The sequence below is a fragment of the Pseudomonas sp. NBRC 111119 genome, from assembly GCF_001320125.1.
Classification (GTDB): domain Bacteria; phylum Pseudomonadota; class Gammaproteobacteria; order Pseudomonadales; family Pseudomonadaceae; genus Aquipseudomonas; species Aquipseudomonas parafulva.
In genome coordinates, this window is record NZ_BCAV01000005.1 from 284,592 (window position 1) to 310,752 (window position 26,161).

Here is a 26,161-nt window from a genome sequence, read left to right on the forward strand (position 1 = left end):
GCAACGGGGGCGCCATTGTAAAGAAGAGGCGCAGGATTAGAAGGCGAACCGTTGAAAAGCCTTGCCTGCGGGGGGACCGACGTCATGGCTGTACATCCTTGGGTTTACTGCGGCGATGTGATGCTACGGATGACGCCTCGAGGGCGGCGATGGTTGCTGCTGTTGTTATTGTCACGTTCCCATCGTGGGGATTGATTGCCGCATCGGGTGCATTGCTTCCCGAGGGCCGTTTCACTATAAAATGGCCAAAACGCAACAGACATTGGCAATTCGGCAAGCAGAGCGTGCACCAATGCAATATCAGATTACCCATGCCGACCTGACCCTGGTGCTCGCACTGGAACGCGGGCGCTCTCTGGCCAAGGCGGCTGAACTGCTGAAGGTAGACGTGTCGACGGTGTTCCGCTCCATCCGCCGGCTGGAATCGGCGCTAGGCACCGCGCTGTTCGTGAAAAGCCGCAAAGGCTATCTGCCAACCGACACTGCCCAGGCACTGGCCGAGCAGGCCGAGCGCGCGGAACAGGCGCTGGATGCCGCACGCATCGCCCTGACCAGTGGCGAGCAGGTGGTCAGCGGGACCGTACGCCTGACGTGCACCGAGGCGGTCATGCACAGCCTGTTGCTGCCCGCACTGGCCGAATTCATGCCCAACTATCCGGCCCTGTCGCTTGAGATGGGCACGTCCAACACATTTGCCAACCTCAGCCGGCGCGACGCCGATATTGCCCTGCGCCTGACCAACACGCCGCCGGAACACCTGGTGGGTCGCAACCTGGGGTCCACCTCCTATGTGATCTGCGGCCAGTCCCATTGGCGCGACGCCCTGGCCGAGTCGACGAACAGTGTGCCGTGGATTGCGCCAGACGATTCCATGCAGGACCACCCAACCGTGGTCTGGCGCAACCAGCACCACCCGGGGCTGAGCCCGCGCTACCAGTGCAGTGGGATGTCGACCATTGCCCAACTGGTAACGGCCGGCCTGGGTGTGGCCGCCCTGCCCGACTACATGGTGCACACGTTGCCGGGGGTGGACGCCCTCAGTGGCCCACTGCCCGGTTGCGATACCCAACTGTGGCTGTTGACCCGGCCCGACTGTCGCGCGCTGCGCTCGGTACAGACCCTGTTCGAAGAGCTGACCCCGCGGTTGCGTGACGCGATGCTCTGAGGTTATCGTCAGGCCTATGCAGGAGGCTGTCTGGCCCGGCCATTTTGCGGCAATCGCCGCGGTCTCAGGCGCTGCCGGAGCAAAACAGCGCTTCCCTATTGGCTGGTGAATTTTTATACTATCGAGTCCGCCTGCCCACTATTGGGCTGCACGCCCACCGCATTTGCTACTGAGGAAGACCATGGCCCGCGTAACTGTTGAAGACTGCCTGGAACACGTGGATAACCGCTTTGAGCTGGTCATGCTCTCGACCAAGCGCGCTCGCCAGCTGGCGACCGGCGGCAAAGAGCCACGCGTTGCGTGGGAAAACGACAAGCCGACCGTTGTTGCCCTGCGTGAAATCGCCGAAGGCATCGTCACCAACGAGTTCATCGCTGCTGAAGAGATCGTCACTGAGGATCCGGTCTTCGCCGCATTCGAGGACGAGTCGAACGAGGCTGTCTGATTGATGCCTGGTCGACGTCGCACGGCGCAAGGCCCTCTCCCTCGGCAGGAGGTGAACCCATGCCGGGTATAGAAGTCTTGGCCGAACGGCTGTCGACCTACCTAGGGCCCGAACAGGTCAACCTGGTTCGCCGCGCCTATTTCTACGCAGAACAGGCCCACGACGGGCAGCGCCGCCGCAGCGGCGAGCCCTACGTTACCCACCCGCTGGCTGTGGCCAGTATCCTTGCCGACATGCACATGGACCATCAGAGCCTGATGGCAGCCATGCTGCACGACGTGATCGAAGACACCGGCATTGCCAAGGAAGCCCTCAGCCAGCAGTTCGGCGAGACGGTGGCCGAACTGGTCGATGGGGTCAGCAAGCTGACCCAGATGAACTTCGAGACCAAGGCAGAAGCCCAGGCTGAAAACTTCCAGAAGATGGCCATGGCCATGGCCCGCGATATCCGCGTGATCCTGGTTAAGCTGGCCGACCGCCTGCACAACATGCGCACGCTGGAAGTGCTGTCCGGTGAAAAACGCCGGCGCATCGCCAAGGAAACCCTCGAAATCTATGCCCCCATCGCCAACCGCCTGGGGATGCACACCGTACGCGTAGAGTTCGAAGACCTCGGCTTCAAGGCCATGCACCCGATGCGCTCGTCGCTGATCAACCGTGCCGTGAAGAGCGCACGGGGCAACCGCAAGGAAATCGTCGCCAAGATCGAGCAATCGCTGGCCCATTGCCTGGCCGCCGACGGTATCCAGGGCGAGGTCAGCGGCCGGCAGAAACACCTCTATGGCATCTACAAGAAGATGCGTGGCAAGCGCCGCGCCTTCAACGAGATCATGGACGTGTATGCCTTCCGCATCGTGGTCGACAAGGTCGACACCTGCTACCGCGTGCTGGGCGCCGTGCACAACCTGTACAAGCCGCTGCCGGGCCGTTTCAAGGACTACATCGCCATCCCCAAGGCCAACGGCTACCAGTCGTTGCACACCACCCTGTTCGGCATGCACGGGGTGCCCATCGAAATCCAGATCCGCACGGCGGAGATGGAAGAGATGGCCAACAACGGCATTGCGGCGCACTGGCTGTACAAGTCCAACGAGGACGAGCAACCCAAGGGCAACCACGCCCGGGCCAGACAATGGGTGAAGGGCATCCTCGAGCTGCAGCAACGTGCGGGCAACTCGCTGGAATTCATCGAGAGCGTGAAGATCGACCTGTTCCCGGACGAGGTCTACGTGTTCACGCCCAAAGGCCGCATCATGGAGCTGCCCAAAGGCTCCACCGCGGTGGACTTCGCCTACGCGGTGCACACCGATGTGGGCAACAGCTGTATCGCCTGCCGCATCAACCGGCGCCTGGCACCGCTGTCCGAGCCCTTGCAAAGCGGCTCGACGGTTGAAATCGTCAGTGCCCCCGGTGCACGGCCGAACCCGGCCTGGCTCAACTTCGTGGTCACCGGCAAAGCGCGCACCCATATCCGCCACGCGCTCAAGCAACAGCGCCGTTCGGAGTCCATCAGCCTGGGCGAGCGCTTGCTGAACAAGGTGCTCACCGGCTTCGACAGCAGCCTGGAGCAGATTGCGCAGGAGCATATCCAGGCCATTCTGGCGGAGTATCGCCTGGAGCTGATCGAGGACCTGCTGGAAGACATCGGCCTTGGCAACCGCATGGCCTACGTGGTCGCGCGCCGGCTGCTGTCCGCCGATGGCGAGCAACTGCCCGCACCCGAAGGCCCGCTGGCCATCCGTGGCACCGAAGGGCTGGTGCTCAGCTACGCCAAATGCTGTACGCCCATCCCTGGCGACCCCATTGTCGGCCACCTGTCGGCGGGCAAAGGCATGGTGGTGCACCTGGAAAATTGCCGGAACATCAGCGAAATCCGCCATAACCCAGAAAAGTGTGTGCAGCTTTCCTGGGCCAAGGACATCACCGGCGAATTCAATGTCGAGCTGCGTGTCGAGCTTGAGCACCAGCGTGGCCTGATCGCGCTGCTGGCCAGCAGCGTCAATGCGGCCGATGGCAACATCGAGAAGATCAGCATGGACGAGCGCGACGGCCGTATCAGCGTGGTCCAACTGGTGGTCAGCGTGCACGACCGCGTGCACCTGGCGCGTGTGATCAAGAAACTGCGTACCTTGACCGGTGTGGTCCGCATCACCCGTATGCGTACGTAGTCCGCCAACCGCAAGGAGTCATCATGAGCAAGACCGTCATCAACAGCGACAAGGCCCCAGCCGCCATCGGCACCTACTCGCAGGCGATCAAGGCCGGAAACACCGTGTACATGTCGGGGCAGATCCCGCTCGACCCGAAGACCATGGAACTGGTCGAAGGCTTCGAAGCCCAGACCGTGCAGGTGTTCGAAAACCTCAAGGCAGTGGCTGAAGCTGCCGGTGGCTCGTTCAAGGACATCGTCAAGCTGAACATCTTCCTGACCGACCTGAGCCACTTCGCCAAGGTCAACGAGGTGATGGGCCGCTACTTCGAGCAGCCATACCCGGCCCGTGCCGCCATCGGCGTTGCTGCGCTGCCAAAAGGTGCGCAGGTCGAAATGGACGCGATTCTGGTCATCGAATGATGCCTGCGGCGGCAGGCTCTGCCTGTCGCCCTCCTCTTCTGCAAGGTTTTCCGTCATGCGTCTAGCACTGCCTCTCACGCTGGCAGCCCTGCTTCTGGGCGGCTGCGCCAGCCACAAACCTGAAGATTTCAATGGCACCTGGATCAACCAGCAGGCCATCACCGCTGCCGTAAAAGGCAACAACCTGCGCCAGGCCCTGGATGCCAATGGCCCGGTATTCGAGTGGAAGCTCGATGTGGCCCAACAGCGGGCCAGTTACAGCAACGGTTTTGAGGGTGCCGACGGGCAACTCAGCGCCAATGACAAACAATGGGTAGCCACCTTCGACGGTGGTGCCACCGAGCAGCTGTCCTTGAATGGCGATGAACTGCAAACGGTAGACCCACAGGGCGCCAAGCAAACGTTCGTACGTGCCAAGGCACCTGCTGCGGGCAACGCGCAGCTGGGTAGCAGCTTCGAGCAGGCGCTGTATCAGGCCTACCTGGGCGGCGACTGGAAGATCATCGAAGGCCAGGGCACAGGTGGCACGGTACGCTTCAGCGATACCGGTAGCGTTACCGGCCTGCCCGGCCCGGATCGCTTCGCCCTGTGCCTGGCGGGGGATTGCGCGACCATGGGCGGCAGCAATGACAGCCTGTGGCTTGAGCGCAACCAGCAAGGTGCGCCGTTCATCATCAAGCGCACGGGCAAGCAGTTGGAGATTTCCCAGGCAGTCAACCGCGCGCAGCCGGACGAAATGCCGCAACTGGCGGCCGGCAAGCGGCAGTGGTTGCTGGAGCAGAACTGAGGCCGGGCGCCGCACCGCAAGCTGCTCTTACCGGCCTGCAACTGTACATAACATGTTGATATAGCAGGGCCGTGTGGGAGCGGCTTCAGCCGCGAACACCGGCGAAGCCGGTGCCATCCACCGCGCTGCTTGCTTCGCGGGTGAACCCGCTCCCACAGGGGTGTGATGTGCAGCCCAAAGAGCTGGGTTAGTTGCTAGCCGAACCCTGCAAAATGGCCGCATACCCTTCTTTATAGCTCGGGTATGCCGGCACCCAACCCAGGGCCCGCGCACGTGCATTGCTGCAGCGCTTGCTGCCAGTGCGCCGCACCCGCTGCTCATCGGACCAGTGTGTAACGCCCATGTACTCACGCAGCCAGCCGACCACGTCGGCCAGCGGTGCAGGGTCGTCATCCACGCCGATGTAGCAATCGTCCAGCGCCCGGCCATCGGCATCGGCCTGCAACAGGAACGCCAGCAGGCTGGCAGCGTCCTCGGCGTGGATGCGGTTGCCGTACAACGGCGGCTGCTCGGCAACCCGGTAACCCTGGCGAACCTGGCTGAGCAGCCACTCGCGGCCCGGGCCGTAGATACCGGTCAGGCGCACCACACTCGCCGGGCACTCACCCGCCAAGGCCAGTTGCTCCGCCTCCAGCATCACCCGCCCTGAATACCCTTCAGGGCTGGTAGGCGACTGCTCATCCACCCATTCCCCGCCCTTCTGCGCAAACACACTGCTGCTGGAGACGAACAACAGCCGACGCGGGCGCTGCCCTCGCTCAGCCAACCAGCCTTGCACATGGCGCAGGCCCTGCACGTAGGCCGCCTGGTAGCCGGCTTCGTCATGCTGGCTGGCCGCCACGCAGTACACCAGGTAGTCCGGTGCATGGCTTGGCCAGGCAGACGGTATTGCCGGCTCGGCCAGGTCAGCGGCCACAGGTACCACCCCGTGGGGCAGTTGCCCCACAGCGCGACGCAGCCCACTGACATGCCAACCACGCGCCAACATCTGCCGGGCCAGACGGCCGCCGACATCGCCACAACCTACTATCAAGACCGAAAGGTCCGACATCTGAAACCCCCTTAGACCGACAGATCCGCCCAACCGAGGGCGAAAAAAGCAACAAGATTACTTTTGTTAACAAGAATTACTTGCAATAATGGCGACCTAATTGTTCTCGGCCTACCTCGAGGCCTTGAAGAACATCCACCTTTATCTTCATCAGGTCCGGCCAGCATGACACGTAATCAACCTTCCGCTTCGCCAACCCAGTCGCGCGCCTGGCGCGCCATCGCCGCGCTGGCCTTCAGCCTGGTGCTGGCCCCGATGGCCATGGCCGATGAGCCTAACGCCAATGCCGCCGCCGCGCCGGCCGCTGCTTCTGCTCCGGCAAACACCGCTGCCGCTCCGGCCGGCGAAGCGGCCCCGGTTAACGCTGCAGATGCCCCGGCTGCTGTCGACCCAAGCGTCGAAGCCCTGGTTGAAGATACTTCGCTGGGCATGGCCCACGACCTGTCCCCATGGGGCATGTACAAAAACGCCGACGTGGTGGTCAAGGCGGTCATGATCGGCCTGGCCATCGCGTCCATCATCACTTGGACCATCTGGATCGCCAAAGGCTTCGAGCTGCTGGGTGCCAAGCGTCGCCTGCGTGGCGAGATCGCCCAGTTGAAGAAGTCCGCCAGCCTGAAAGAGGCCAGCGAGGTCTCCAACAAGGAAGGCACCCTGGCCCACACCCTGGTCCACGACGCGCTCGAAGAAATGCGCCTGTCAGCCAACGCCCGCGAAAAAGAAGGTATCAAGGAACGCGTCAGCTTCCGCCTGGAGCGCCTGGTACACGCCAGCGGCCGCAACATGAGCAGCGGCACCGGGGTACTGGCAACCATCGGCTCCACCGCGCCCTTCGTCGGCCTGTTCGGTACGGTCTGGGGCATCATGAACAGCTTCATCGGCATCGCCAAGACTCAGACCACCAACCTGGCAGTAGTAGCACCTGGTATTGCCGAAGCCTTGCTGGCCACGGCCCTGGGCCTGGTAGCGGCGATTCCTGCCGTGGTCATCTACAACGTCTTCGCCCGCTCCATCGCGGGTTACAAGGCACAGGTATCCGACGCCTCCGCCCAGGTACTGCTGCTGGTCAGCCGTGACCTGGACCACCAGGGTGGCGAGCGCGCTGCCCCGCACATGGTGAAAGTGGGGTAAGCCATGGGCCTGCATCTTAACGAAGGTGGCGATGACCTCGCCGAAAACCACGAGATCAACGTCACCCCCTTCATCGACGTGATGCTGGTGCTGTTGATCATCTTCATGGTCGCAGCCCCCCTGGCCACGGTCGACATCAAGGTCGACCTGCCCGCCTCCACGGCGAAGCCGGCGCCAAGGCCTGAGAAACCGGTGTTCGTCAGCGTCAAGGCCGACCAGAAGCTGTATGTCGGCGACGATCAGGTTCCAGCACCCGACCGGCTTGGCCCGATGCTCGACGCCAAGACCAAGGGTGACAAGGAGACCACCATCTTCTTCCAGGCCGACAAGGGCGTGGACTACGGTGACCTGATGGAAGTGATGAACAACATGCGCGCGGCCGGCTACCTGAAAGTCGGTCTGGTAGGTCTCGAGACGGCAGCCAAGAAATGACGAAGACGCGGCGCAATCTGGCGCGTTACAGCGGCAGCCTGGCGCTTGTGCTGGGTGTCCATGCCGTCGCTGTGCTGCTCATGCTCAACTGGTCGGTGCCCCAGGCCATCGAGCTGCCACCGGCAGCCATGATGGTCGAGCTGGCGCCGTTGCCCGAGCCTGCGCCACCGCCTCCACCCAAAGCGGTACCCCAGCCACCGGCGCCGGTCGAAGAGCCTCCATTGCCCAAGCTGGCGGAAGCCCCGAAACCCAAGATCGCCATCCCCAAGCCGCCCAAGCCCAAGGCCAAGCCACAACCGCCCAAGCCTGAGAAAAAGCCTGAGCCGCCCAAGGAAGCGCCGCCAACCGAACAGACCGTGGACGCACCGCCCAGCAACACGCCACCGCAGAAATCGGCGGCTCCGGCACCAAGCATTGCGTCCAACAGCAACGCCTTGCCAACCTGGCAAAGCGACCTGCTGCGTCACCTGGCGAAATACAAGCGTTACCCTGAAGATGCACGTCGCCGCGGCCTGCAGGGCATCAACCGCCTGCGTTTCGTGGTGGATGCCGAGGGCAAGGTGGTGTCGTATGCCATGGCCGGGGGGTCGGGCAGTGCTTCGCTGGACCGGGCAACGCTGGAGATGATCCGCCGGGCCGGCACGGTACCCAAGCCACCGCCGGAATTGCTGAACAACGGCACCATCGAAGTCGTGGCACCGTTTGTGTACTCCCTGGACCGCCGCTGATACTTTTGTTTCTGTCACAAATCAGCAAGTCTGATAACGTGCGTCTATCGATTGCAGCCGCTATGCTGGGCTCGCAACTTCATGGACGCACGTTATGACCCTCACAGAACTCCGCTACATCGTCACACTCGCTCAGGAACAGCACTTCGGCCATGCCGCCGAACGTTGTCATGTGAGCCAGCCCACCCTGTCGGTCGGTGTGAAGAAGCTCGAGGACGAGCTTGGCGTGCTGATCTTCGAACGCAGCAAAAGCGCGGTGCGCCTGACCCCGGTCGGCGAAGGCATCGTTGCCCAGGCGCAAAAGGTGCTCGAGCAGGCCCAGGGCATTCGCGAGCTGGCGCAGGCCGGTAAAAACCAGCTCACAGCACCACTCAAAGTCGGCGCCATCTACACGGTCGGCCCTTATCTGTTCCCGCACCTGATCCCGCAGCTGCACCGTGTGGCCCCGCAGATGCCCCTGTACATCGAAGAAAACTTCACCCATGTGCTGCGTGAAAAACTGCGCAACGGCGAGCTGGATGCAGTGATCATCGCCCTGCCGTTCAACGAAGCCGACGTGCTGACCTTGCCGCTGTATGACGAGCCGTTCTGCGCTCTGATGCCAGCCGATCACCCCTGGACGGCCAAGAAAACCATCGACACGGCCATGCTCAACGACAAGAGCCTGCTGCTGCTCGGCGAAGGCCATTGTTTCCGCGACCAGGTACTGGAAGCCTGCCCAACCCTGAACAAGGGTGGCGAAGGTGCCCGCCACACCACGGTCGAGTCCAGTTCGCTGGAAACCATCCGCCATATGGTGGCATCTGGCCTTGGCGTGTCGATCCTTCCGCTCTCGGCCGTGCACAGCCATCACTATGCCCCCGGCGTGATCGAGGTGCGCCCACTCACCGCACCCGCGCCCTTCCGCACGGTGGCCATCGCCTGGCGCGCCAGTTTCCCGCGGCCCAAGGCCATCGAGATTCTGGCCGACTCGATCCGCCTGTGCTCGGTCGCCAAAGCCCCTGCCGAACAAACCGCCTGAGCCATGAGTGAGTTGTCGAAGGTACCGGTAACGGTACTCAAGGGCGTAGGCGATGCCATGGCGGAAAAACTCGCCAAGGTTGGCCTGGAGAACCTGCAGGATGTGCTGTTCCACCTGCCCCTGCGCTATCAGGACCGCACCCGTGTAGTGCCCATCGGGCAGTTGCGCCCGGGGCAGGATGCGGTCATCGAGGGCGTGGTCAGCGGTGCCGATGTGACCATGGGCAAACGCCGCAGCCTGGTGGTGCGCCTGGGTGACGGCAGCGGCGTACTGAGCCTGCGCTTCTACCACTTCAGCAACGCGCAAAAGGAGGGCCTCAAGCGGGGTACCCATTTGCGCTGTTATGGCGAAGCACGGCCCGGTGCCTCGGGCCTGGAAATCTACCACCCCGAATACAGGGCGTTGAATGGCGACGAGCCGCCACCGCCGGTTGAGCAGACCCTCACACCGATCTACCCATCCACCGAAGGCCTTACCCAGCAACGTCTGCGCGTGCTGTGCCAGCAAAGCCTGGCCATGCTCGGCCCCCGTAGCCTGCCAGACTGGCTGCCCGACGAACTGGCCCGCGACTACCAGCTGGCACCGCTGGACGAGGCCATTCGCTACCTGCACAACCCGCCAGCCGATGCTGACCTGGATGAGCTTGCCGAGGGCCATCACTGGGCTCAGCATCGCCTGGCGTTCGAAGAACTGCTCACCCACCAGCTGTCGCAGCAGCGCCTGCGTGAAAGCCTGCGCAGCCTGCGCGCCCCGGTATTGCCCAAGCCCAGCCACCTGCCGGTGAAATACCTGGCGAACCTGGGCTTCCAGCCAACCGGCGCGCAACAGCGGGTGGCCAACGAGATTGCCTACGACCTGAGCCAGCACGAGCCGATGCTGCGCCTGGTACAGGGCGATGTGGGCGCCGGCAAGACGGTGGTCGCCGCCCTGGCAGCATTGCAGGCACTGGAGGCGGGTTACCAGGTGGCGCTCATGGCCCCCACCGAGATTCTTGCCGAGCAACATTACATCACCTTCAAGCGCTGGCTCGAACCGCTGGGCATCGAAGTCGCCTGGCTGGCCGGCAAGCTCAAGGGCAAGGCGCGGGCCAGTGCCCTGGAGCAGATCGTCAACGGCGCACCCATGGTAGTCGGTACCCATGCGCTGTTCCAGGAAGAGGTGAAATTCAAGAACCTCGCCCTGGCGATCATCGACGAGCAACACCGCTTTGGCGTGCAGCAGCGCCTTGCCCTGCGCAAGAAGGGTGTTGCCGGTACGCTGTGCCCCCATCAGCTGATCATGACCGCCACACCCATCCCGCGCACACTGGCCATGAGCGCCTACGCCGACCTGGACACCTCGGTGCTGGATGAACTGCCGCCTGGTCGTACCCCGGTCAACACCGTGCTGGTGGCTGACAGCCGCCGCTTCGAAGTGGTCGAGCGGGTACGTGCAGCCTGCGCCGAGGGGCGCCAGGCCTACTGGGTGTGCACCCTGATCGAAGAGTCCGAAGAACTGACCTGCCAGGCCGCCGAAAGCACCTATGAAGAGCTGGGCAGCGCCTTGGGCGAACTTCGTGTCGGGCTTATTCATGGCCGCATGAAGCCTGCCGAGAAGGCCGAGATCATGGCCGAGTTCAAGGCCGGCAACCTGCAGCTGCTGGTTGCCACCACGGTTATCGAAGTCGGCGTGGATGTGCCCAACGCCAGCCTGATGATCATCGAGAACCCTGAGCGCCTGGGCCTGGCACAGCTGCACCAGCTGCGGGGCCGGGTGGGCCGGGGCAGCGCCGCCAGCCACTGCGTACTGCTGTATCACCCGCCGTTGTCGCAGATCGGCCGCGAACGCCTGGGCATCATGCGCGAAACCAACGATGGTTTCATCATCGCCGAAAAAGACCTGGAGCTGCGTGGCCCCGGCGAAATGCTCGGCACCCGGCAAACCGGGCTGCTGCAATTCAAGGTGGCCGACCTGATGCGTGATGCCGACCTGCTGCCGGCGGTGCGCGACGCGGCCCAGGCCTTGGTGGCACGCTGGCCAGAGCATGTCAGCCCGCTGCTTGACCGCTGGCTGCGCCACGGTCAGCAATATGGCCAGGTGTGACCTGCGTCCCACAATGGATCCAGTTTTGCGCCGTGGCTGGTTATACTTCGTGTTTAAAAGAATCAGTGGATACGGACCATGACTCAAGTTGCCCTGGACACCGCAGCCCCACATACGCCTTCGGTCATACGCCTGCTGCTCGACAAGCTCGGCGTTGCCTACCGCGAGGTGTTGGCCCACCCGCTACCGCCTGCGGCCGCCTGCGTACAGGCTGTACTGCTGGATGACGAGGTCGGGGCACTCATGGTGCTGTTCCCACAGAGCCAGTTGCTGGACCTCAACCGCCTGGCCGAGCTGACCGGTCGCAAGCTCACTGCAGTGCCAATGCCACGTTTGCGGCAGATGCTCGACAAGCACCAGCTGAAGGTGCTGCCGGGCATCCCCGCACTTACCAGCTCGCCGTGCCAGTATGAAAAAAGCCTGCTCGACGTCGAGCAGGTGTTTATCCAGTCCGGTGAAACCGGCCTGCTGCTGGAGATCGAGCGCGAGCCGTTCAAGCGCCTGCTGGCCAAGGCCAGCGCCAGCAGCTTCGGCCAGGACGTAAAGGCCATCCGGCCTAACCTCGACCGCCCGGATGACGATACCCGGGAAATCAGCCAAGCCGTCCAGGCCTTCACCGCCCGACGCATCCAGAAGCGCCTCGAAGAAACCATCGAGATCCCGCCGCTGGCCGATACCGCGCAGAAAATCATGAAGCTGCGTGTAGACCCCAACGCCAGCATCGACGACATTACCGGCGTGGTTGAAACCGACCCGGCACTGGCGGCCCAGGTGGTCAGCTGGGCGGCATCACCCTATTACGCCTCACCGGGCAAGGTACGCTCGGTGGAAGACGCCATTGTTCGCGTGCTGGGCTTCGACCTGGTCATCAACCTGGCCCTTGGCCTTGCGCTTGGCAAAACCCTGAGCCTGCCCAAGGATCAGCCTCAGCAGGCGACCCCCTACTGGCAACAATCGATCTATACCGCTGCGGTGATCGAAGGGCTCACCCGCGCCATGCCTCGGGCCGAGCGCCCGGAAGCGGGGCTCACCTACCTGGCAGGGCTGCTGCATAATTTTGGCTACCTGCTGCTGGCCCATGTGTTCCCGCCGCACTTTTCGCTGATCTGCCGCCACCTGGAAGTGAACCCGCACGTGTGCCACACCTACGTCGAACAGCACCTGCTGGGCATCAGCCGGGAGCAGATCGGTGCCTGGCTGATGAAGCTGTGGGACATGCCCGATGAGCTGTCGACGGCGCTACGCTTCCAGCACGACCCAGGCTATGACGGGGAGTACTCCGCGTTCCCCAACCTGGTGTTTCTGGCCACCCGGCTGCTGCGTTCTCGGGGCATCGGCTCTGGGCCGCAGGACGAAATACCCGATGAATTGCTGGAGCGGCTGGGCCTGGTGCGGGAAAAAGCCGAGGATGTCGTCAGCAAGGTGCTTGAGGCCGAGAGCCTGCTGCGGGAACTGGCTTCGCAGTTCCAGACGCCGCACTAACATGACAGGGGCCGCCTAGGCGGCCCCTGTTTTTTCAGCGTTTCTTTTTGGGTTTCAGGTATTTCATCAGGCCCTGGAACCACATCACCAACGCCGGGTTGCCCTTGATCTGGATGTGCTTGTCCTGAATACCCTGCATGAATGCCAACTGCTTGTTGGCGGCCTGCAATGTGGCAAAGCCGTAGGCGGCGTCCTTGAACGCAATGGCGAAGGCCGGCTCCGGGTATGAACCGCCCTTGCTGCTGACCCGCTCGTTACTGACGATGAAGTGCCTTGCCACCTTGCCGTCCAGCGTTTGCATCTGGAAAACCAGGTCCTTGCCCTTGAGCTGCTGCTGGAAGGCAGGGTTGTTGCGGCTGGCCCTGGCCATCAACAGCCCCATGGCCCAGAGAAGAAAGCGGAACTTCATCAACGCGCCTCGAATAAAAAGTGACTAAGCGCCGCAGTTTATCCTTTTATTGAGCAAATTAATCTATTTCGGAACATTTTCCTGCATTCATGAGAAGGGCGCCCTCAGGCGCCCGTCAGGCCATGTTCAACAGGCGCCAAGCGCAGTTACTTGCTCTTCTTCGCGGGTTTTGCAGGGCTGTTCACACCCTCGCGCAGGTCCTTGCCAGGTTTGAAAGCAACCGTGTTGCTGGCCTTGATTTTCACGGGCTCGCCAGTTTGCGGGTTTTTGCCGGTGCGGGCGCCCCGGTGGCGCTTCTCGAAGGTGCCAAAACCCACCAAGGTCACATTGCCCGTGTTAACGGCAAGGGTGATTTGCTCGAGAATTGTGTTCAATACCTCGTTGGCCTTGTCCTTGGACAGGTCAGCCTTCTCGGCGATGACGTTGGCGAGATCTGGTTTGCGCATGGTATAGCCTCTTTGACGGAGTTCTTGTTGTTATGCCGTGCTGCCCTTGGAGCAGCGCTCAAGGCACCGCAGGCTCTAATCTGCGGCAGACGAGAGTGAGAATGGCACGAGCATCAGGGCCGCGCCAGTATCAGCGCGGCCATTGTGTGGGCCATAAAAAGCCATTAGCGACAAAACATAAGCCATTCACGCCATTACAGGAGGGAGCTGACGATTCAATGCCAGCCGCTCCGTTACGGCCGCGCCGGTCAGCGCATAGCCCAGCAAGCTGCCCTCAGCATCGAGGCACAGCGCCTTGATGTCATTGCCTTGGCCCTCTACCTGCCAAGCACCAGGCTGGCTCGTTGGCGGGGGCGACACCACCAGCGGGCATGCCGGCGTCTTGACGGTGATGGGCATTGGGCCGTAGGCGACCGCTGTGGGGTTACCGACCAGGGTCTGTGCCAAGGCCCGTACACAGCTCATCAGCGGCATGACATACAGCAGGTTGATGCCATCGACCTCTGCGCAATCGCCCAAGGCGTGGATGTTGGCATGTGAGGTACGCAGGTAGCGGTCAACGCTGACGCCGCGGCCAGCCTGCAAACCAGCAGCCGTGGCCAGGTCTGTGCGAGGTCGCAGGCCGATTGCCGAGATCACCAGGTCACAATTAACCACTAGGCCATCGGAGAGATGCGCTTGCAGGCCGCCGTCGCAGCGTTGCAAGCGCGTCAGCACCGGCCCCAAGTGAAAGCGCACACCCAACTGCTGCAGCCCTGCCTGCACCGCTTTGGCCGCTGCAGGCGGCAGCAAGGTCGGCATCAATTGCTCGCACGGCGCCACCACGTCCACCTGGAAGCCGCCCAGGCTCATGTCATTGGCAAACTCGCAGCCGATCAGCCCAGCCCCCAGGATCAACACCCGCTGCTTCCCTGCGGCGGCCGCGCGAAGGCGTGCGTAGTCTTCCAAGTCGTTGACCGGGAAGACCAGGTCGCCTGCATCACCGTCGACAGGCACTGCAATGGTTTGCGCGCCCACGGCAAGCACCAGGTCGCGATAGGGCACAGCCTCTTCACCCATCCACAGGCGCTTGTGACCCAGGTCGATACCACTGATGCGCGTGTGCGTGCGCACCTCGGCATTCAACTGCTCGGCCATGGCCCCCGGCTCGGCCATGCACAGGCCGTCGGCGTCTTTCTGCTTGGCGAAGCCGGTAGACAGCATGGGCTTGGAATAGGAACGGCCATCGTCCGCGGTTATCAGCAGCAACGGCGTCTGAGCGTCGAGTTTGCGAAATTCACGCGCCAGGTTGTAGCCCGCAAGGCCGGTACCGATGATCACCACAGGGGACGTCATGTGCCGCTCCTTTATCAGCCGATGGAAATCATTTCGAAGTCACCCTTGCCCACGCCGCAATCCGGGCATAGCCAATCCTCCGGCACGTCTTCCCATCGGGTGCCAGGGGCGATGCCGTCGTCAGGCCAGCCAGCAGCCTCGTCATAGATCAGGCCGCAGACAATACATTGCCACTTCTTCATAGAGACGCGTTTCCTCGATTCAGGCTTGGTCAGGTTCGTGGTGGCACTCAGGTGGTGCCTGCACGGCCGGCTATTATGCTAGCAGCCGGGGCAATCATGCTAAGCTCGCGGCCTCTTTGGTTGTTACAAGCAGACCGACGTGTCGTACGCCTCCCCGCAAGCAGCCGCTGTCGCGTGGCTACCGTATTCACAGCTGGCCACCCCCCTCGACCAGCCCATTCTGGACTGGCTGCTGGATGAGGGGTCACTGACCCGCCGTCTGACCCGCCTGTCATCCGACCACTTTTCGGTAACCCCTCTGTTCGAGGGCTGGCAGCCCTTGCGCCTGGATGAATGCCAGGCGCTGGGCATTGCCGAGGGTGCCGAAGGCTGGGTACGCGAAGTGTTCCTGCGCGGTCATGGCCAGCCGTGGGTGTTTGCCCGCAGCGTCGCCAGCCGCAGCGCCCTGGAACGCGGCGGGCTGGACCTGGAAACACTCGGCACCCGCTCACTCGGCGAGCTGCTGTTCTGCGACCAGGCGTTCATGCGCCACCCGCTGCAGGTTTGCCGGTACCCCCAGGCCTGGCTACCCGCCGAAGCGGCCTGCGAAGGCCTTTGGGGCCGTCGTTCGCGTTTTTCACGCGACGGGCTGGACCTGCTGGTGGCGGAGGTATTCTTGCCGGCGCTGTGGCAAGCCGCGCAACAGGAGGCCCGCTGATGTACCTGCAACTGCTCAAGTCGCTCAACCGGTTGCACCCCCGGGCCTGGGATTTCGTACAGCTCAGCCGCATGGACCGGCCCATCGGCATTTACCTGCTGCTGTGGCCGACGCTGTCGGCGGTGTGGATCGCGGGCAACGGCTCACCGACGCTGGCCAACGTGCTGATCTTCGGCCTGGGCGTGGTGTTGATGCGGGCCGCGGGCTGCTGCATCAACGACTTCGCCGACCGCAAGGTCGACGGGCACGTCAAACGAACCGCAGACCGCCCATTGGCCAGTGGCCGGGTGAAGCCGCGCGAGGCCCTGGCGCTGTTCGCGATACTGGTGGGCGTGAGCTTTGCCCTGGTGTTGTGCACCAACAGCCGCACGGTGTGGTTGTCATTTGGCGCGGTAGCACTGGCGTTCTGCTACCCATTCATGAAGCGCTACACCTATTACCCGCAGGTGGTGCTGGGCGCGGCCTATTCCTGGGGCATCCCCATGGCGTTCACCGCAGCCGGTGGCCACCTGCCAGCCGCCGCCTGGCTGCTGTACATCGCCAACCTGCTGTGGACGGTGGGTTACGACACCTATTACGCGATGGTCGACCGTGATGACGACCTGAAGATAGGGGTGAAATCAACCGCCATTCTGTTCGGCGATGCCGACCGGGTGATTATCCTGAGCCTGCAGATGCTGTCGCTGGGGTGCCTGTTGCTGGCGGGCAGCCAGTTCGACCTGGGCGGCTGGTTCCACCTGGGCTTGCTGGGCGCGACGGTGTGCTTTGCCTGGGAATATGGGTCTACCCGCAAGCTGGACCGCGAGTCCTGCTTCAAGGCGTTCTTGCACAACCACTGGGCGGGCATGCTGATCTTTATCGGCGTGGTGCTGGATTATGCGCTGCGCTGAAAGCCTGGGCCGCTCACCGCTACGGCCCCGCCCGCCCTGGCCCAGTCATGGAATGTAGCCAGAACCGCCAATACCCTGTCACACAGCTGCAATAATTCCGTTATCTAATGCGGGGCCAAGACAGCGAATCCAGGAGAGGTTTTGAGCATGGTTGGCAGAAACATTCTGATCGTCGACGACGAAGCGCCTATTCGCGAGATGATTGCCGTCGCCCTGGAAATGGCCGGTTACGACTGCCTGGAGGCAGAAAACTCGCAACAGGCCCACGCGATCATCGTCGATCGCAAACCAGACCTGATCCTGCTCGACTGGATGCTGCCCGGTACCTCGGGTATCGAGCTCGCCCGGCGCCTGAAGCGCGATGAGCTGACCGGTGACATCCCGATCATCATGCTCACCGCCAAAGGTGAAGAGGACAACAAGATCCAGGGCCTGGAGGTGGGTGCAGACGACTACATCACCAAGCCGTTCTCGCCGCGTGAGCTGGTGGCGCGCCTCAAGGCCGTGCTGCGCCGCACCGGCCCGAGCGACAGCGAAGCACCGATTGAAGTCGGCGGCCTGCTGCTCGACCCCATCAGCCACCGCGTCACCATCGATGGCAAGCCCGCTGAAATGGGCCCTACTGAATACCGCCTGCTGCAATTCTTCATGACCCACCAGGAACGTGCCTACACCCGCGGCCAACTGCTCGATCAGGTCTGGGGTGGCAATGTGTATGTGGAAGAACGCACTGTCGATGTGCATATCCGCCGCCTGCGCAAAGCCCTGGGTGAGGCCTACGAAAATCTGGTACAAACCGTACGCGGTACCGGCTACCGCTTCTCCACCAAGAGCTAGCTGCAAGCCATTCGTTTCAAGCTAGAAAAAGGACTATCAGCATCACAGATCCGCTTCATCTTGCAGCTTGAAGCTCGCAACGTGCCGCCGGATCCGAAGGATTCCCCCCAAATTGAACCAGAACTGGCACGCGACGCTGATTCGCCACCTGCTGCTGCTGATTACGCTCTGCCTGATCGGCGGGCTGGTCAGTGGCTACTACGGCTGGAGCCTGGCCATCGGCCTGGCGCTGTACCTGGGCTGGACCCTCAAACAGTTGCTGCGCCTGCACGACTGGCTGCGCAACCATCAGCCCGATGAGGCCCCCCCCGATGGCTACGGCCTGTGGGGCGAAGTGTTCGACAGCATCTACCACCTGCAGCGCCGCGATCAGCGTGTACGCGGCAGGCTGCAGGCTGTGATCGACAGGGTGCAGGAGTCCACCGCGGCGCTGCGCGACGCCGTGATCATGCTCGACAGCCACGGCAACCTTGAATGGTGGAACCGTGCTGCCGAAACCCTGCTGGGCTTCAAGACCCCCCAGGATGGCGGCCAGCAGGTGACCAACCTGGTGCGCCACCCGCGCTTCAAGGAGTACTTCGAGGCCGAAAACTACCTTGAGCCCCTGGAAATCCCTTCACCGATCAACGACCGCATGCGGGTGCAGCTGCACATCACCCGTTACGGCAACAACGAACACCTCATGCTGGTGCGAGATGTCACCCGTATTCATCAGCTTGAACAGATGCGCAAGGATTTCGTCGCCAACGTTTCCCACGAATTGCGCACGCCACTCACCGTGATCACCGGCTACCTGGAAACCCTGCTGGACAACGTCGAAGACGTGAATCCACGCTGGCGCCGCGCTTTGCAGCAGATGAGCCAACAGGGCTCGCGCATGCAGACACTGCTCAACGACCTGCTGCTGCTGGCCAAGCTGGAGGCCACCGACTACCCGTCCGACAACCAGCCCGTGGCGGTCGATGCCCTGCTCGCCGCAATCAGGAACGATGCCCAGGCACTGTCCGGCGGGCGCAACCAGCGCATTACCCTGGACGCAACGCCAGGGGTGCGGCTCAAAGGCAGCGAATCGGAGCTGCGCAGTGCGTTTTCCAACCTGGTGTTCAACGCCGTCAAGTACACCCAGGACGAAGGCAACATCCGTATCCGCCTGTGGGTCGATGCCCAGGGTGCGCACCTGTCGGTGCAGGACTCAGGGGTGGGCATCGACGCCAAGCACTTGCCTCGCCTGACGGAGCGGTTCTACCGCGTGGACTCCAGCCGGGCCTCCAACACTGGCGGCACCGGGCTTGGCCTGGCGATCGTCAAGCATGTGCTGATGCGCCACCGCGGCAAACTTGAGATCAGCAGCGTGCCTGGGCACGGCAGCACCTTCACCTGTCATTTTGCGCCGGTACAATTGGCCAGCGACAAAGGCTGAAGCGGCTGCCTCACAGGCAGATGAACCCGTCACCCTTTGCTTTTGCAGCACCAGCCGCTACATTGGACCCCCAGTGCCGGCTGGAGCCGGCATTTTTCTTCCTATCTCATAGACGGACCCCGTAAAAACTCCATCATGGACCCTTCCCCTGGTATCAGCCTCACCTCTCTGTTCGCCGATTTCGGCATGATCATCTTTGCTTTGCTCCTGGTACTGCTCAACGGCTTCTTCGTTGCGGCAGAGTTCGCCATGGTCAAACTGCGTGCCACGCGTGTGGAGTCCATTGCCGAGCAGCACGGCTGGCGCGGCAGCATCCTGCGCAAAGTGCACAACCAGCTCGACGCCTACCTCTCGGCCTGCCAGCTGGGTATCACCCTCGCCTCGCTGGGCCTGGGCTGGGTGGGCGAGCCGGCCTTTGCCCACCTGCTCGAGCCGCTGCTGGCCTATATGGGCGTGGATACGCCCGAGCTGATCAAGGCGGTGTCGTTCTTTGTCGCCTTCTTCGTGATTTCGTACCTGCACATCGTGATCGGTGAGCTGGCGCCGAAATCGTGGGCCATCCGCAAGCCTGAGCTGCTGTCGTTGTGGACGGCGGTGCCGCTGTACCTGTTCTACTGGCTGATGTACCCGGCCATCTACCTGCTCAACGCCAGCGCCAATACCATTTTGCGCATTGCCGGCCAGGGTGAGCCAGGGCCCCACCACGAACACCATTACAGCCGTGAAGAACTCAAGCTGATCCTGCACTCCAGCCGTGGCCAGGACCCCAGCGACCAGGGCATGCGCGTGCTGGCCTCGGCCGTGGAAATGGGCGAGCTGGAGGTGGTGGACTGGGCCAACTCCCGCGAGGACATGGTCAGCATCGATGCCCATGCCCCGCTGAAGCAGATTCTAGGGCTGATACGCCGCCACAAGTTCAGCCGCTACCCGGTGTACGACGCCGAGCGCGAGGAATTCACCGGCCTGTTGCACATCAAGGACCTGCTGCTGGAGCTGGCCGAGCTGGAACAGCTGCCAGAAACCATCGACCTGGAAGACCTGGCTCGCCCGCTGGAGCGCGTCTCGCGGCACATGCCGCTGTCCCAGTTGCTGGAGCAGTTCCGCAAGGGTGGTGCCCACTTTGTGCTGGTGGAAGAGGCCGACGGCAAGGTCATCGGCTACCTGACCATGGAAGACGTTCTGGAAGTGCTGGTCGGCGACATTCAGGACGAGCACCGCAAGACCGAACGCGGCATCCTGGCCTACCAGCCTGGCAAGCTACTGGTGCGTGGCGATACCCCCCTGTTCAAGGTGGAACGCCTGCTGGGTGTGGACCTGGACCATATCGAGGCCGAGACGCTGGCCGGGTTGATCTATGAAACGCTCAAGCGCGTGCCTGAAGAGGAAGAAGTGCTGGAGGTCGAAGGGTTGCGCATCATCATCAAGAAGATGAAAGGGCCGAAGATCGTACTGGCCAAGGTGCTCAAGCTGGACTGAGGCTAACCGGGCTGTGCGTCAGCCCCTCATGCCCTCACGGGTTGCCTGCGGTGTAGTCAGGCGACCCGCTGATCGGCTTGTCGAACCGGTAGGGTATCGATTCCACAGCCAGCCCCACGTTGCGTTGCACCACAAAATGCAGGTGCGGGCCGGTGCTGTTGCCGGTGTTGCCTGATTTGGCCAGCACTTGCCCCTGCCGCACCCGCTGGCCAGGGGTAACTACCACCGAGCCGCGCATCAGGTGCAGGTACACGCCCATCGTCCCGTCCGGGTGCAGGATCCGCACAAAGTTGCCCGACGGGTTCTCGCCCCGCCCGCTCTGGCTGTTCTGCAGGCTCACCACCACCCCTTCCCGCGCAGCCACGATCGTGGTGCCTTCAGGCATGGCGATATCCATGGCATAACGCCCCTTGGGCCCGAAATGGCTGACCCGCCCGTTTGGCCCCTGGCTTATGCGAAAGGGCCCACCTACCCAGGGGAAAGCATAGCGATAGCCCTGCGGGCGCGCCCCGGGGTCGCCCATGGCCTGCAGCAGGGTGGAGCGATAATTGAGCAGGGTACCGGGCCGGCCCCGCAGCACGCTGAGCATTTGCGTTGACCGCGGCGGCAGCACACGCCGCACGATGCGCGGTGCATTGCCACCCTGCGCGTTCACCAGGTTGTCCAGGCGCAGCTCCACCTGCACGGCTACCGGCAGCTCGTTGCGCGCCGAAAAACTCACCCCGCCCTGAAACACGATGGCGTTGAGGCGCACGTCTTCGGGCTGGATCTCGATCATGGATTCGTCCGACAGCATGGCCTTCACCCCAGGCCCTGGGCGGTCGGCATAGGACACCGCACCCGATGCATCGGTGACAGGGTGCAGCGTCACCGCCAGGCTCGACGCCGAGGCCAGGAGCAACGCGCAAACAAGCAGCAGGCGTGCAGGCATGATAGTGGCTTTTTGACAGTTGGCGATCTGTCGAAGCCTAGCAGCGGGTGACGCGATGACCATGGCAGTTGGTCGGATGGCACAGGCCCCTGGCGAAGCCGGCCACCCGCCGAACCGTGCGTCAGGCGCCCGGGGTGAAGTGTTTCTGGGCAGTGCCGCGGGCAATCAGCCGCGACAGGTAATCGAGCTTCTGGGCGTCCTGGTCGACGAATTTGAACGTGAGTTGCAGCCAGTCGCTGTCCGGTTTCGGCTCGAATGCAACGATCGCGTGCAGGTAGCCGTTCAAGCGGGCGACCTCGGCGTTCTCGCCTTGCTCCAGGTCCAGCACGGCCCCTTCGAGCACCTGGGGCAGGGTTTCACTGCGCCGCACCACCAGCAGCGCCTCCTTCAGGCTCAGCGCCTTGATCACACAAGGCTGAGCGCCGCTGGCAAGGCGCAGCTGGCCCTGGCCGCGCCCACTGGGTGCAGCGGCAGGTGCAGCGGCTGCAGGCCTGGCTGCGCTGGGCACCGGCTTGGCGGGCGCTGGCGCGGCAACCTTCACTGCCTCCGGTTTGCCGGCAGTGAGAGCGTTGAGCGAGTCGTTGGCGAATGCCCCGCTGGAGCGTGCCGGCGCAGGCGCCATCAGGCTGTCGAGCTTGCCGATCTTGGCCAAGGCCTTTTTCACCTTGGTCAGCAGCTGCTCGTTGGTGAACGGCTTGCCGACGAAATCGGAAACCCCTGCCTGGATCGCCTGGATCACGTTTTCCTTGTCGCCGCGGCTGGTCACCATGATGAACTGAAGGTGTTTAAGCTCCGGTTGCTGGCGACACCAGGTGAGCAGTTCCAGGCCAGACATTTCTGGCATCTCCCAGTCGCAGAGCACCAGGTCGAAAGGCTCCTTGCCCAGCAGAGCCATGGCTTTGCGGCCATTCACAGCGTCATCTATGGCCATGCCGGGGAAGGCATTGCGCAGGCACTTGCGGACCAGGTCGCGGATAAACGGGGCGTCATCCACGACCAGCACATTCACTTTACTCATCGATACTCCTTCTGATCCCGACTAGCCTACTGCCAATTGCTGGCCACTTGCTACTGCCTATCCAACGTCGGGACTTTTCCAACGGTTCGCCACGGCCCTGCTGGCTCTACGACCACAAACGAAAACGCCCGGCAGAGGCCGGGCGTCGATGCTCGGGAGCAACCTTATTTATCGTCCGCTTCACCCGGAACATTAGCCTTTTCGCCATCCACCGCCGCGCTGCCCTGCACTTCTGCCGTCATGCGCTTGAGGCCCATGTGGCGCACATCGGTGCCGCGTACCAGGTAAATGACCAGTTCGGAGATGTTACGCGCGTGGTCGCCGATGCGCTCCAGCGAACGCAGCGCCCAGATCACGCTGAGTACCCGGGAGATCGACCGCGGGTCTTCCATCATGTAGGTCACCAGCTCGCGCAGCGCTGTCTTGTATTCGCGATCGATGGTCTTGTCGTATTGGGCCACCGACAAGGCCAGGTCGGCATCAAACCTTGCAAAGGCATCCAGGGCATCGCGCACCATGTTGCGCACCTGGTCACCGATGTGTCGCACTTCGACGTAGCCACGGGGCGACTCGCCCTCCTCGCACAGCTGGATGGCCCGGCGAGCGATCTTGGTGGATTCGTCGCCGATGCGCTCCAGATCGATCACCGACTTGGAGATGCTGATGATCAGGCGCAGGTCGGAGGCAGCAGGCTGACGACGGGCCAGAATGCGCACGCACTCTTCGTCGATGTTGCGCTCCATCTGGTTGATCTGCTCATCCACTTCGCGCACTTGCTGGGCCAGCCCGGAGTCCGCCTCGATGAGGGCCGTCACGGCATCATTGACTTGCTTTTCCACCAGCCCGCCCATGGCCAGCAGATGGCTGCGCACTTCTTCGAGCTCGGCGTTGAACTGCTGAGAGATATGGTGGGTAAGGCTTTCTTTGTTGATCATGGGTCGCTCCGCGAAGTTGCAAGCTTCAAGCTGCAAGCTTCAAGTAGTTCGTGTTGTTCACTAGCTAAGTGCTAGCCGCAGCCGCTTTGACTTGCAGCTTGCCGCTTGCCGCTTGCCGCTTGCGGCTTGCCGCTGCTAGCCGTAGCGACCGGTGATGTAGTCTTCGGTCTGCTTTTTCGCAGGGTTGGTGAACAGGGTGTCGGTGTCGCCGAACTCCACCAGCTTGCCCATGTACATGAACGCCGTGTAGTCCGAGACCCGCGCGGCCTGCTGCATGTTGTGGGTGACGATGACGATGGTGTACTTGGCTTTCAGTTCGTAGATCAGCTCTTCGACTTTCAGCGTCGAGATCGGGTCCAGAGCCGAGCAGGGTTCGTCGAGCAGCAGCACCTCGGGTTCGACAGCGATGGTACGGGCAATCACCAGGCGCTGCTGCTGGCCACCGGACAAACCCAGCGCCGAGTCGTGCAGGCGGTCCTTCACCTCGTCCCACAACGCAGCGCCCTTCAGCGCCCACTCCACGGCTTCATCGAGCACACGCTTCTTGTTGATGCCCTGAATGCGCAGGCCGTACACCACGTTCTCGTAGATCGTCTTGGGGAACGGGTTGGGCTTCTGGAACACCATGCCCACCCGGCGACGCAGCTCGGCCACGTCTTCGCCCTTGCGGTAGATGTTGTTGCCGTAGAGGTTGATCGCACCCTCTACCCGGCAACCGTCGACCAGGTCGTTCATGCGGTTGAAGGTGCGCAGCAGCGTGGACTTGCCGCAGCCCGACGGGCCGATGAAGGCGGTAACGCGCTGCTTGGGGATGTTCAGGCTGACATCGAACAGGGCCTGTTTGTCACCGTAGAACAGGCTCAGGCCCGGTACTTCGATGGCGACCGTTTCTTCGGCCAGGCGCAGGCTCTGCTTGTCGCGGCCCAAGGCAGACATGTCGATGCCGTGGGCGTGATTATCGTGTTGCATCGTCTCACTCCATTCGAAGCTGCAAGCTTCGCGCTGCAAGCTGCAAGTTTGAGCAAAGCGGCAATCAGCTTGATGCTTGCCGCTTGTGGCTTAAGGCTTGAATTAGCTGTCGAGCGCCTTGTACTTCTCGCGCAGGTGGTTGCGAATCCACACCGCCGAAAGGTTCAGCGACGCAATCACCAGCACCAGCAACAGCGCGGTGGCGTACACCAGCGGGCGGGCCGCCTCCACGTTGGGGCTCTGGAAGCCCACGTCGTAGATATGGAAGCCCAGGTGCATGATCTTCTGGTCCAGGTGCAGGTACGGGTAGTTGCCATCCACCGGCAGCGAGGGCGCCAGCTTCACTACACCTACCAGCATCAGCGGCGCGACTTCGCCGGCAGCGCGCGCCACCGCCAGGATCATGCCGGTCATCATGGCCGGGCTGGCCATGGGCAGGACGATCTTCCACAGCGTCTCGGCCTTGGTGGCGCCCAGCGCCAGCGAGCCTTCGCGCACCGTACGCGGGATGCGTGCCAGCCCTTCTTCCGTGGCCACGATCACCACCGGCACCGCCAGCAGCGCCAGGGTCAGCGATGCCCACAGCAGGCCGGGCGTACCCAAGGTAGGTGCCGGCAGGGCCTCTGGGAAGAACAGGCGGTCGATCGACCCGCCCAGCACGTAGACAAAAAAGCCCAGCCCGAACACACCGTAGACGATCGCCGGCACACCGGCCAGGTTGTTCACCGCGATGCGAATCAGGCGCGTCACAGGGCCCTGGCGCGCGTACTCACGCAGGTACACCGCCGCAAGTACACCGAACGGGGTGACGATCACCGCCATGATCAGGGTCATCATCACAGTGCCGAAGATAGCCGGGAAAATCCCGCCTTCGGTGTTGGCTTCACGCGGGTCGTCGCTGAGGAATTCCCAGACCTTGCCGAAGTAGGTGCCCAGCTTGGTGAAGCCGGACATGGCATTGGGCTGGATGGCATGCACCACCTTGCTCAGGTTGATTTCAACCTCCCGGCCATTGCCATCACGCGCCACCAGGCTGTCGCGGGCGAAAGCCTGGTGCAGGCCGGTCAGGCGCTCTTCCACGGCCTTGTAGCGGCTGTTCAGCTCGGCCCTGTCAGCGTCCATGTCAGCCTGGGCTGCGGCGTCCAGCTTGCCTTCCAGCTCAAGCTTGCGGGCCTGCAGGCGCAGACGTTCCAGGCCATGGTTGATGGCGCCGATGTCTTTCTTTTCCAGCGCCTGCAGCTGCCTGTTGAGCGTGTTGGCGCGCTGCAGGCGAGCCTGCAGCTCACCCCAGGCAGCGGGCCCTTGGGCGACCACGCGGCCTTCTTCCTTGACGCTGACCAGGTAGCCGTAGAAATTGCCCCACTCGCGACGCTCAAGGGCCATCAGCTCGGACGGGCGTTTTTCATCGACCAGCCATTCGCCCACCACCCAGGTGAAGTCGCTGCCGTTGAGGTCGCGGTTACCCACCTTGATCAATTCGCGGGTCATGAACTCCGGGCCCTGGTCGGGCACCGGCAGGCCGGCGCCCTTCAGGCGCGCACGCGGCACTTCTTCCTGCTGCACCACCTCGCCGATGACGGTCTGCTGCGCCTGGCCCGGCACCTTGTAGGTGGCCTGAACCAGGTCTGCCGGCCAGAAGTGGCCCAGCCCGCGTACGGCAATGACGGCCAGCAGCCCGACGGTCATGATCACCGCCATGGCCACCGCGCCACCGCTCATC

Annotated in this window: 26 protein-coding genes; 16 read left to right on the forward strand and 10 right to left on the reverse strand. The window is 62.8% G+C overall.

Going from position 1 to position 26,161, the window contains the following annotated elements:
- Window positions 1-292 precede the first annotated feature (292 nt).
- The 5 genes from APH25_RS02195 (at window position 293) to APH25_RS02215 (ending at window position 4,969) form a co-directional block, all read left to right on the forward strand.
- Entirely contained in the window at window positions 293-1,165 is an 873-nt protein-coding gene (locus tag APH25_RS02195) for a LysR family transcriptional regulator (protein ID WP_060480909.1), read from the forward strand.
- 181 nt (window positions 1,166-1,346) lie between these two features.
- Window positions 1,347-1,610 carry a DNA-directed RNA polymerase subunit omega gene (gene rpoZ, locus APH25_RS02200; RefSeq protein WP_012312123.1) on the forward strand — a complete coding sequence of 88 codons (264 nt, stop codon included), beginning with the start codon at window positions 1,347-1,349 and terminating at the stop codon, window positions 1,608-1,610.
- A 59-nt stretch (window positions 1,611-1,669) separates the two neighbouring features.
- The gene (spoT, locus tag APH25_RS02205) at window positions 1,670-3,778 is read left to right on the forward strand and encodes a bifunctional GTP diphosphokinase/guanosine-3',5'-bis pyrophosphate 3'-pyrophosphohydrolase (RefSeq protein ID WP_060480910.1); all 2,109 of its coding nucleotides are present in this window, start codon (window positions 1,670-1,672) and stop codon (window positions 3,776-3,778) included.
- Between the two features lie 23 nt (window positions 3,779-3,801).
- Entirely contained in the window at window positions 3,802-4,182 is a 381-nt protein-coding gene (locus APH25_RS02210; RefSeq protein WP_009684531.1) for a RidA family protein, read from the forward strand.
- Window positions 4,183-4,237: 55 nt separating this feature from the next.
- Window positions 4,238-4,969, forward strand: coding sequence for a hypothetical protein (locus APH25_RS02215; RefSeq protein ID WP_028632886.1), 732 nt, complete (start codon window positions 4,238-4,240; stop codon window positions 4,967-4,969).
- Between the two features lie 187 nt (window positions 4,970-5,156).
- Here the strand turns inward: APH25_RS02215 and APH25_RS02220 are convergent, their stop codons facing one another.
- Window positions 5,157-6,020, reverse strand: a complete 864-nt coding sequence (locus tag APH25_RS02220) for an NAD-dependent epimerase/dehydratase family protein (RefSeq protein WP_060480911.1) — start codon at window positions 6,018-6,020, stop codon at window positions 5,157-5,159.
- Window positions 6,021-6,185: 165 nt separating this feature from the next.
- Between APH25_RS02220 and exbB the strand changes: the two genes are divergently transcribed.
- The 6 genes from exbB to APH25_RS02250 all read left to right on the forward strand — a co-directional run bounded on the left by exbB (window position 6,186) and on the right by APH25_RS02250 (window position 12,896).
- On the forward strand, window positions 6,186-7,151 hold the full coding sequence (gene exbB / locus APH25_RS02225) for a tonB-system energizer ExbB (RefSeq protein WP_060480912.1): 966 nt from the start codon (window positions 6,186-6,188) through the stop codon (window positions 7,149-7,151).
- 3 nt (window positions 7,152-7,154) lie between these two features.
- Window positions 7,155-7,583, forward strand: coding sequence for a TonB system transport protein ExbD (gene exbD / locus APH25_RS02230; RefSeq protein WP_028632883.1), 429 nt, complete (start codon window positions 7,155-7,157; stop codon window positions 7,581-7,583).
- Entirely contained in the window at window positions 7,580-8,311 is a 732-nt protein-coding gene (locus APH25_RS02235) for an energy transducer TonB (protein WP_060480913.1), read from the forward strand. The genes exbD and APH25_RS02235 overlap by 4 nt, the downstream gene beginning before the upstream one ends.
- Window positions 8,312-8,405: 94 nt before the next feature.
- Complete coding sequence (locus tag APH25_RS02240; RefSeq protein WP_028632881.1) at window positions 8,406-9,332, forward strand: hydrogen peroxide-inducible genes activator; 927 nt, start codon at window positions 8,406-8,408, stop codon at window positions 9,330-9,332.
- A gap of 3 nt (window positions 9,333-9,335) precedes the next feature.
- Window positions 9,336-11,414, forward strand: a complete 2,079-nt coding sequence (gene recG, locus APH25_RS02245) for an ATP-dependent DNA helicase RecG (RefSeq protein WP_060480914.1) — start codon at window positions 9,336-9,338, stop codon at window positions 11,412-11,414.
- 78 nt (window positions 11,415-11,492) lie between these two features.
- Window positions 11,493-12,896: an aminoacyl-tRNA deacylase and HDOD domain-containing protein gene (locus tag APH25_RS02250; protein ID WP_060480915.1), complete on the forward strand. Its 1,404-nt coding sequence runs from the start codon at window positions 11,493-11,495 to the stop codon at window positions 12,894-12,896.
- Between the two features lie 34 nt (window positions 12,897-12,930).
- Here APH25_RS02250 and APH25_RS02255 read toward each other — a convergent pair whose 3' ends face one another.
- The 4 genes from APH25_RS02255 to APH25_RS02270 all read right to left on the reverse strand — a co-directional run bounded on the left by APH25_RS02255 (window position 12,931) and on the right by APH25_RS02270 (window position 15,268).
- Window positions 12,931-13,305 carry an SCP2 sterol-binding domain-containing protein gene (locus APH25_RS02255; RefSeq protein ID WP_060480916.1) on the reverse strand — a complete coding sequence of 125 codons (375 nt, stop codon included), beginning with the start codon at window positions 13,303-13,305 and terminating at the stop codon, window positions 12,931-12,933.
- 146 nt (window positions 13,306-13,451) lie between these two features.
- Complete coding sequence (locus tag APH25_RS02260) at window positions 13,452-13,751, reverse strand: HU family DNA-binding protein (RefSeq protein ID WP_028632877.1); 300 nt, start codon at window positions 13,749-13,751, stop codon at window positions 13,452-13,454.
- Window positions 13,752-13,937: 186 nt separating this feature from the next.
- Entirely contained in the window at window positions 13,938-15,086 is a 1,149-nt protein-coding gene (locus tag APH25_RS02265; RefSeq protein WP_060480917.1) for an NAD(P)/FAD-dependent oxidoreductase, read from the reverse strand.
- Between the two features lie 14 nt (window positions 15,087-15,100).
- A complete protein-coding gene (locus APH25_RS02270; RefSeq protein WP_028632875.1) occupies window positions 15,101-15,268 on the reverse strand; it encodes a rubredoxin in 168 nt (55 codons plus the stop codon).
- A 139-nt stretch (window positions 15,269-15,407) separates the two neighbouring features.
- Here APH25_RS02270 and APH25_RS02275 point away from each other — a divergent pair, with 139 nt between their 5' ends.
- The 5 genes from APH25_RS02275 (at window position 15,408) to APH25_RS02295 (ending at window position 20,588) form a co-directional block, all read left to right on the forward strand.
- On the forward strand, window positions 15,408-15,965 hold the full coding sequence (locus APH25_RS02275; RefSeq protein WP_060480918.1) for a chorismate lyase: 558 nt from the start codon (window positions 15,408-15,410) through the stop codon (window positions 15,963-15,965).
- Complete coding sequence (gene ubiA, locus APH25_RS02280) at window positions 15,965-16,855, forward strand: 4-hydroxybenzoate octaprenyltransferase (protein WP_060480919.1); 891 nt, start codon at window positions 15,965-15,967, stop codon at window positions 16,853-16,855. Before APH25_RS02275 ends, ubiA begins: the two co-directional genes overlap by 1 nt.
- Before the next feature lie 147 nt (window positions 16,856-17,002).
- A complete protein-coding gene (gene phoB, locus APH25_RS02285) occupies window positions 17,003-17,692 on the forward strand; it encodes a phosphate regulon transcriptional regulator PhoB (protein ID WP_003253341.1) in 690 nt (229 codons plus the stop codon).
- Between the two features lie 112 nt (window positions 17,693-17,804).
- A complete protein-coding gene (gene phoR / locus APH25_RS02290) occupies window positions 17,805-19,112 on the forward strand; it encodes a phosphate regulon sensor histidine kinase PhoR (RefSeq protein ID WP_028632872.1) in 1,308 nt (435 codons plus the stop codon).
- A gap of 135 nt (window positions 19,113-19,247) precedes the next feature.
- Window positions 19,248-20,588, forward strand: a complete 1,341-nt coding sequence (locus tag APH25_RS02295; RefSeq protein ID WP_028632871.1) for a hemolysin family protein — start codon at window positions 19,248-19,250, stop codon at window positions 20,586-20,588.
- 34 nt (window positions 20,589-20,622) lie between these two features.
- Here the strand turns inward: APH25_RS02295 and APH25_RS02300 are convergent, their stop codons facing one another.
- The 5 genes from APH25_RS02300 to pstA all read right to left on the reverse strand — a co-directional run bounded on the left by APH25_RS02300 (window position 20,623) and on the right by pstA (window position 26,160).
- Window positions 20,623-21,519: a M23 family metallopeptidase gene (locus tag APH25_RS02300; RefSeq protein ID WP_060480920.1), complete on the reverse strand. Its 897-nt coding sequence runs from the start codon at window positions 21,517-21,519 to the stop codon at window positions 20,623-20,625.
- Window positions 21,520-21,640: 121 nt separating this feature from the next.
- Window positions 21,641-22,537, reverse strand: a complete 897-nt coding sequence (locus APH25_RS02305) for a response regulator (RefSeq protein WP_060480921.1) — start codon at window positions 22,535-22,537, stop codon at window positions 21,641-21,643.
- Window positions 22,538-22,701: 164 nt separating this feature from the next.
- Window positions 22,702-23,472 carry a phosphate signaling complex protein PhoU gene (gene phoU / locus APH25_RS02310; RefSeq protein WP_060480922.1) on the reverse strand — a complete coding sequence of 257 codons (771 nt, stop codon included), beginning with the start codon at window positions 23,470-23,472 and terminating at the stop codon, window positions 22,702-22,704.
- Between the two features lie 135 nt (window positions 23,473-23,607).
- Window positions 23,608-24,441 (reverse strand): phosphate ABC transporter ATP-binding protein PstB, encoded by an 834-nt coding sequence (gene pstB, locus APH25_RS02315; protein ID WP_028632867.1) that lies wholly within the window; start codon window positions 24,439-24,441, stop codon window positions 23,608-23,610.
- 102 nt (window positions 24,442-24,543) lie between these two features.
- Window positions 24,544-26,160 (reverse strand): phosphate ABC transporter permease PstA, encoded by a 1,617-nt coding sequence (gene pstA / locus APH25_RS02320; RefSeq protein WP_174435874.1) that lies wholly within the window; start codon window positions 26,158-26,160, stop codon window positions 24,544-24,546.
- Window position 26,161: the final 1 nt, after the last annotated feature.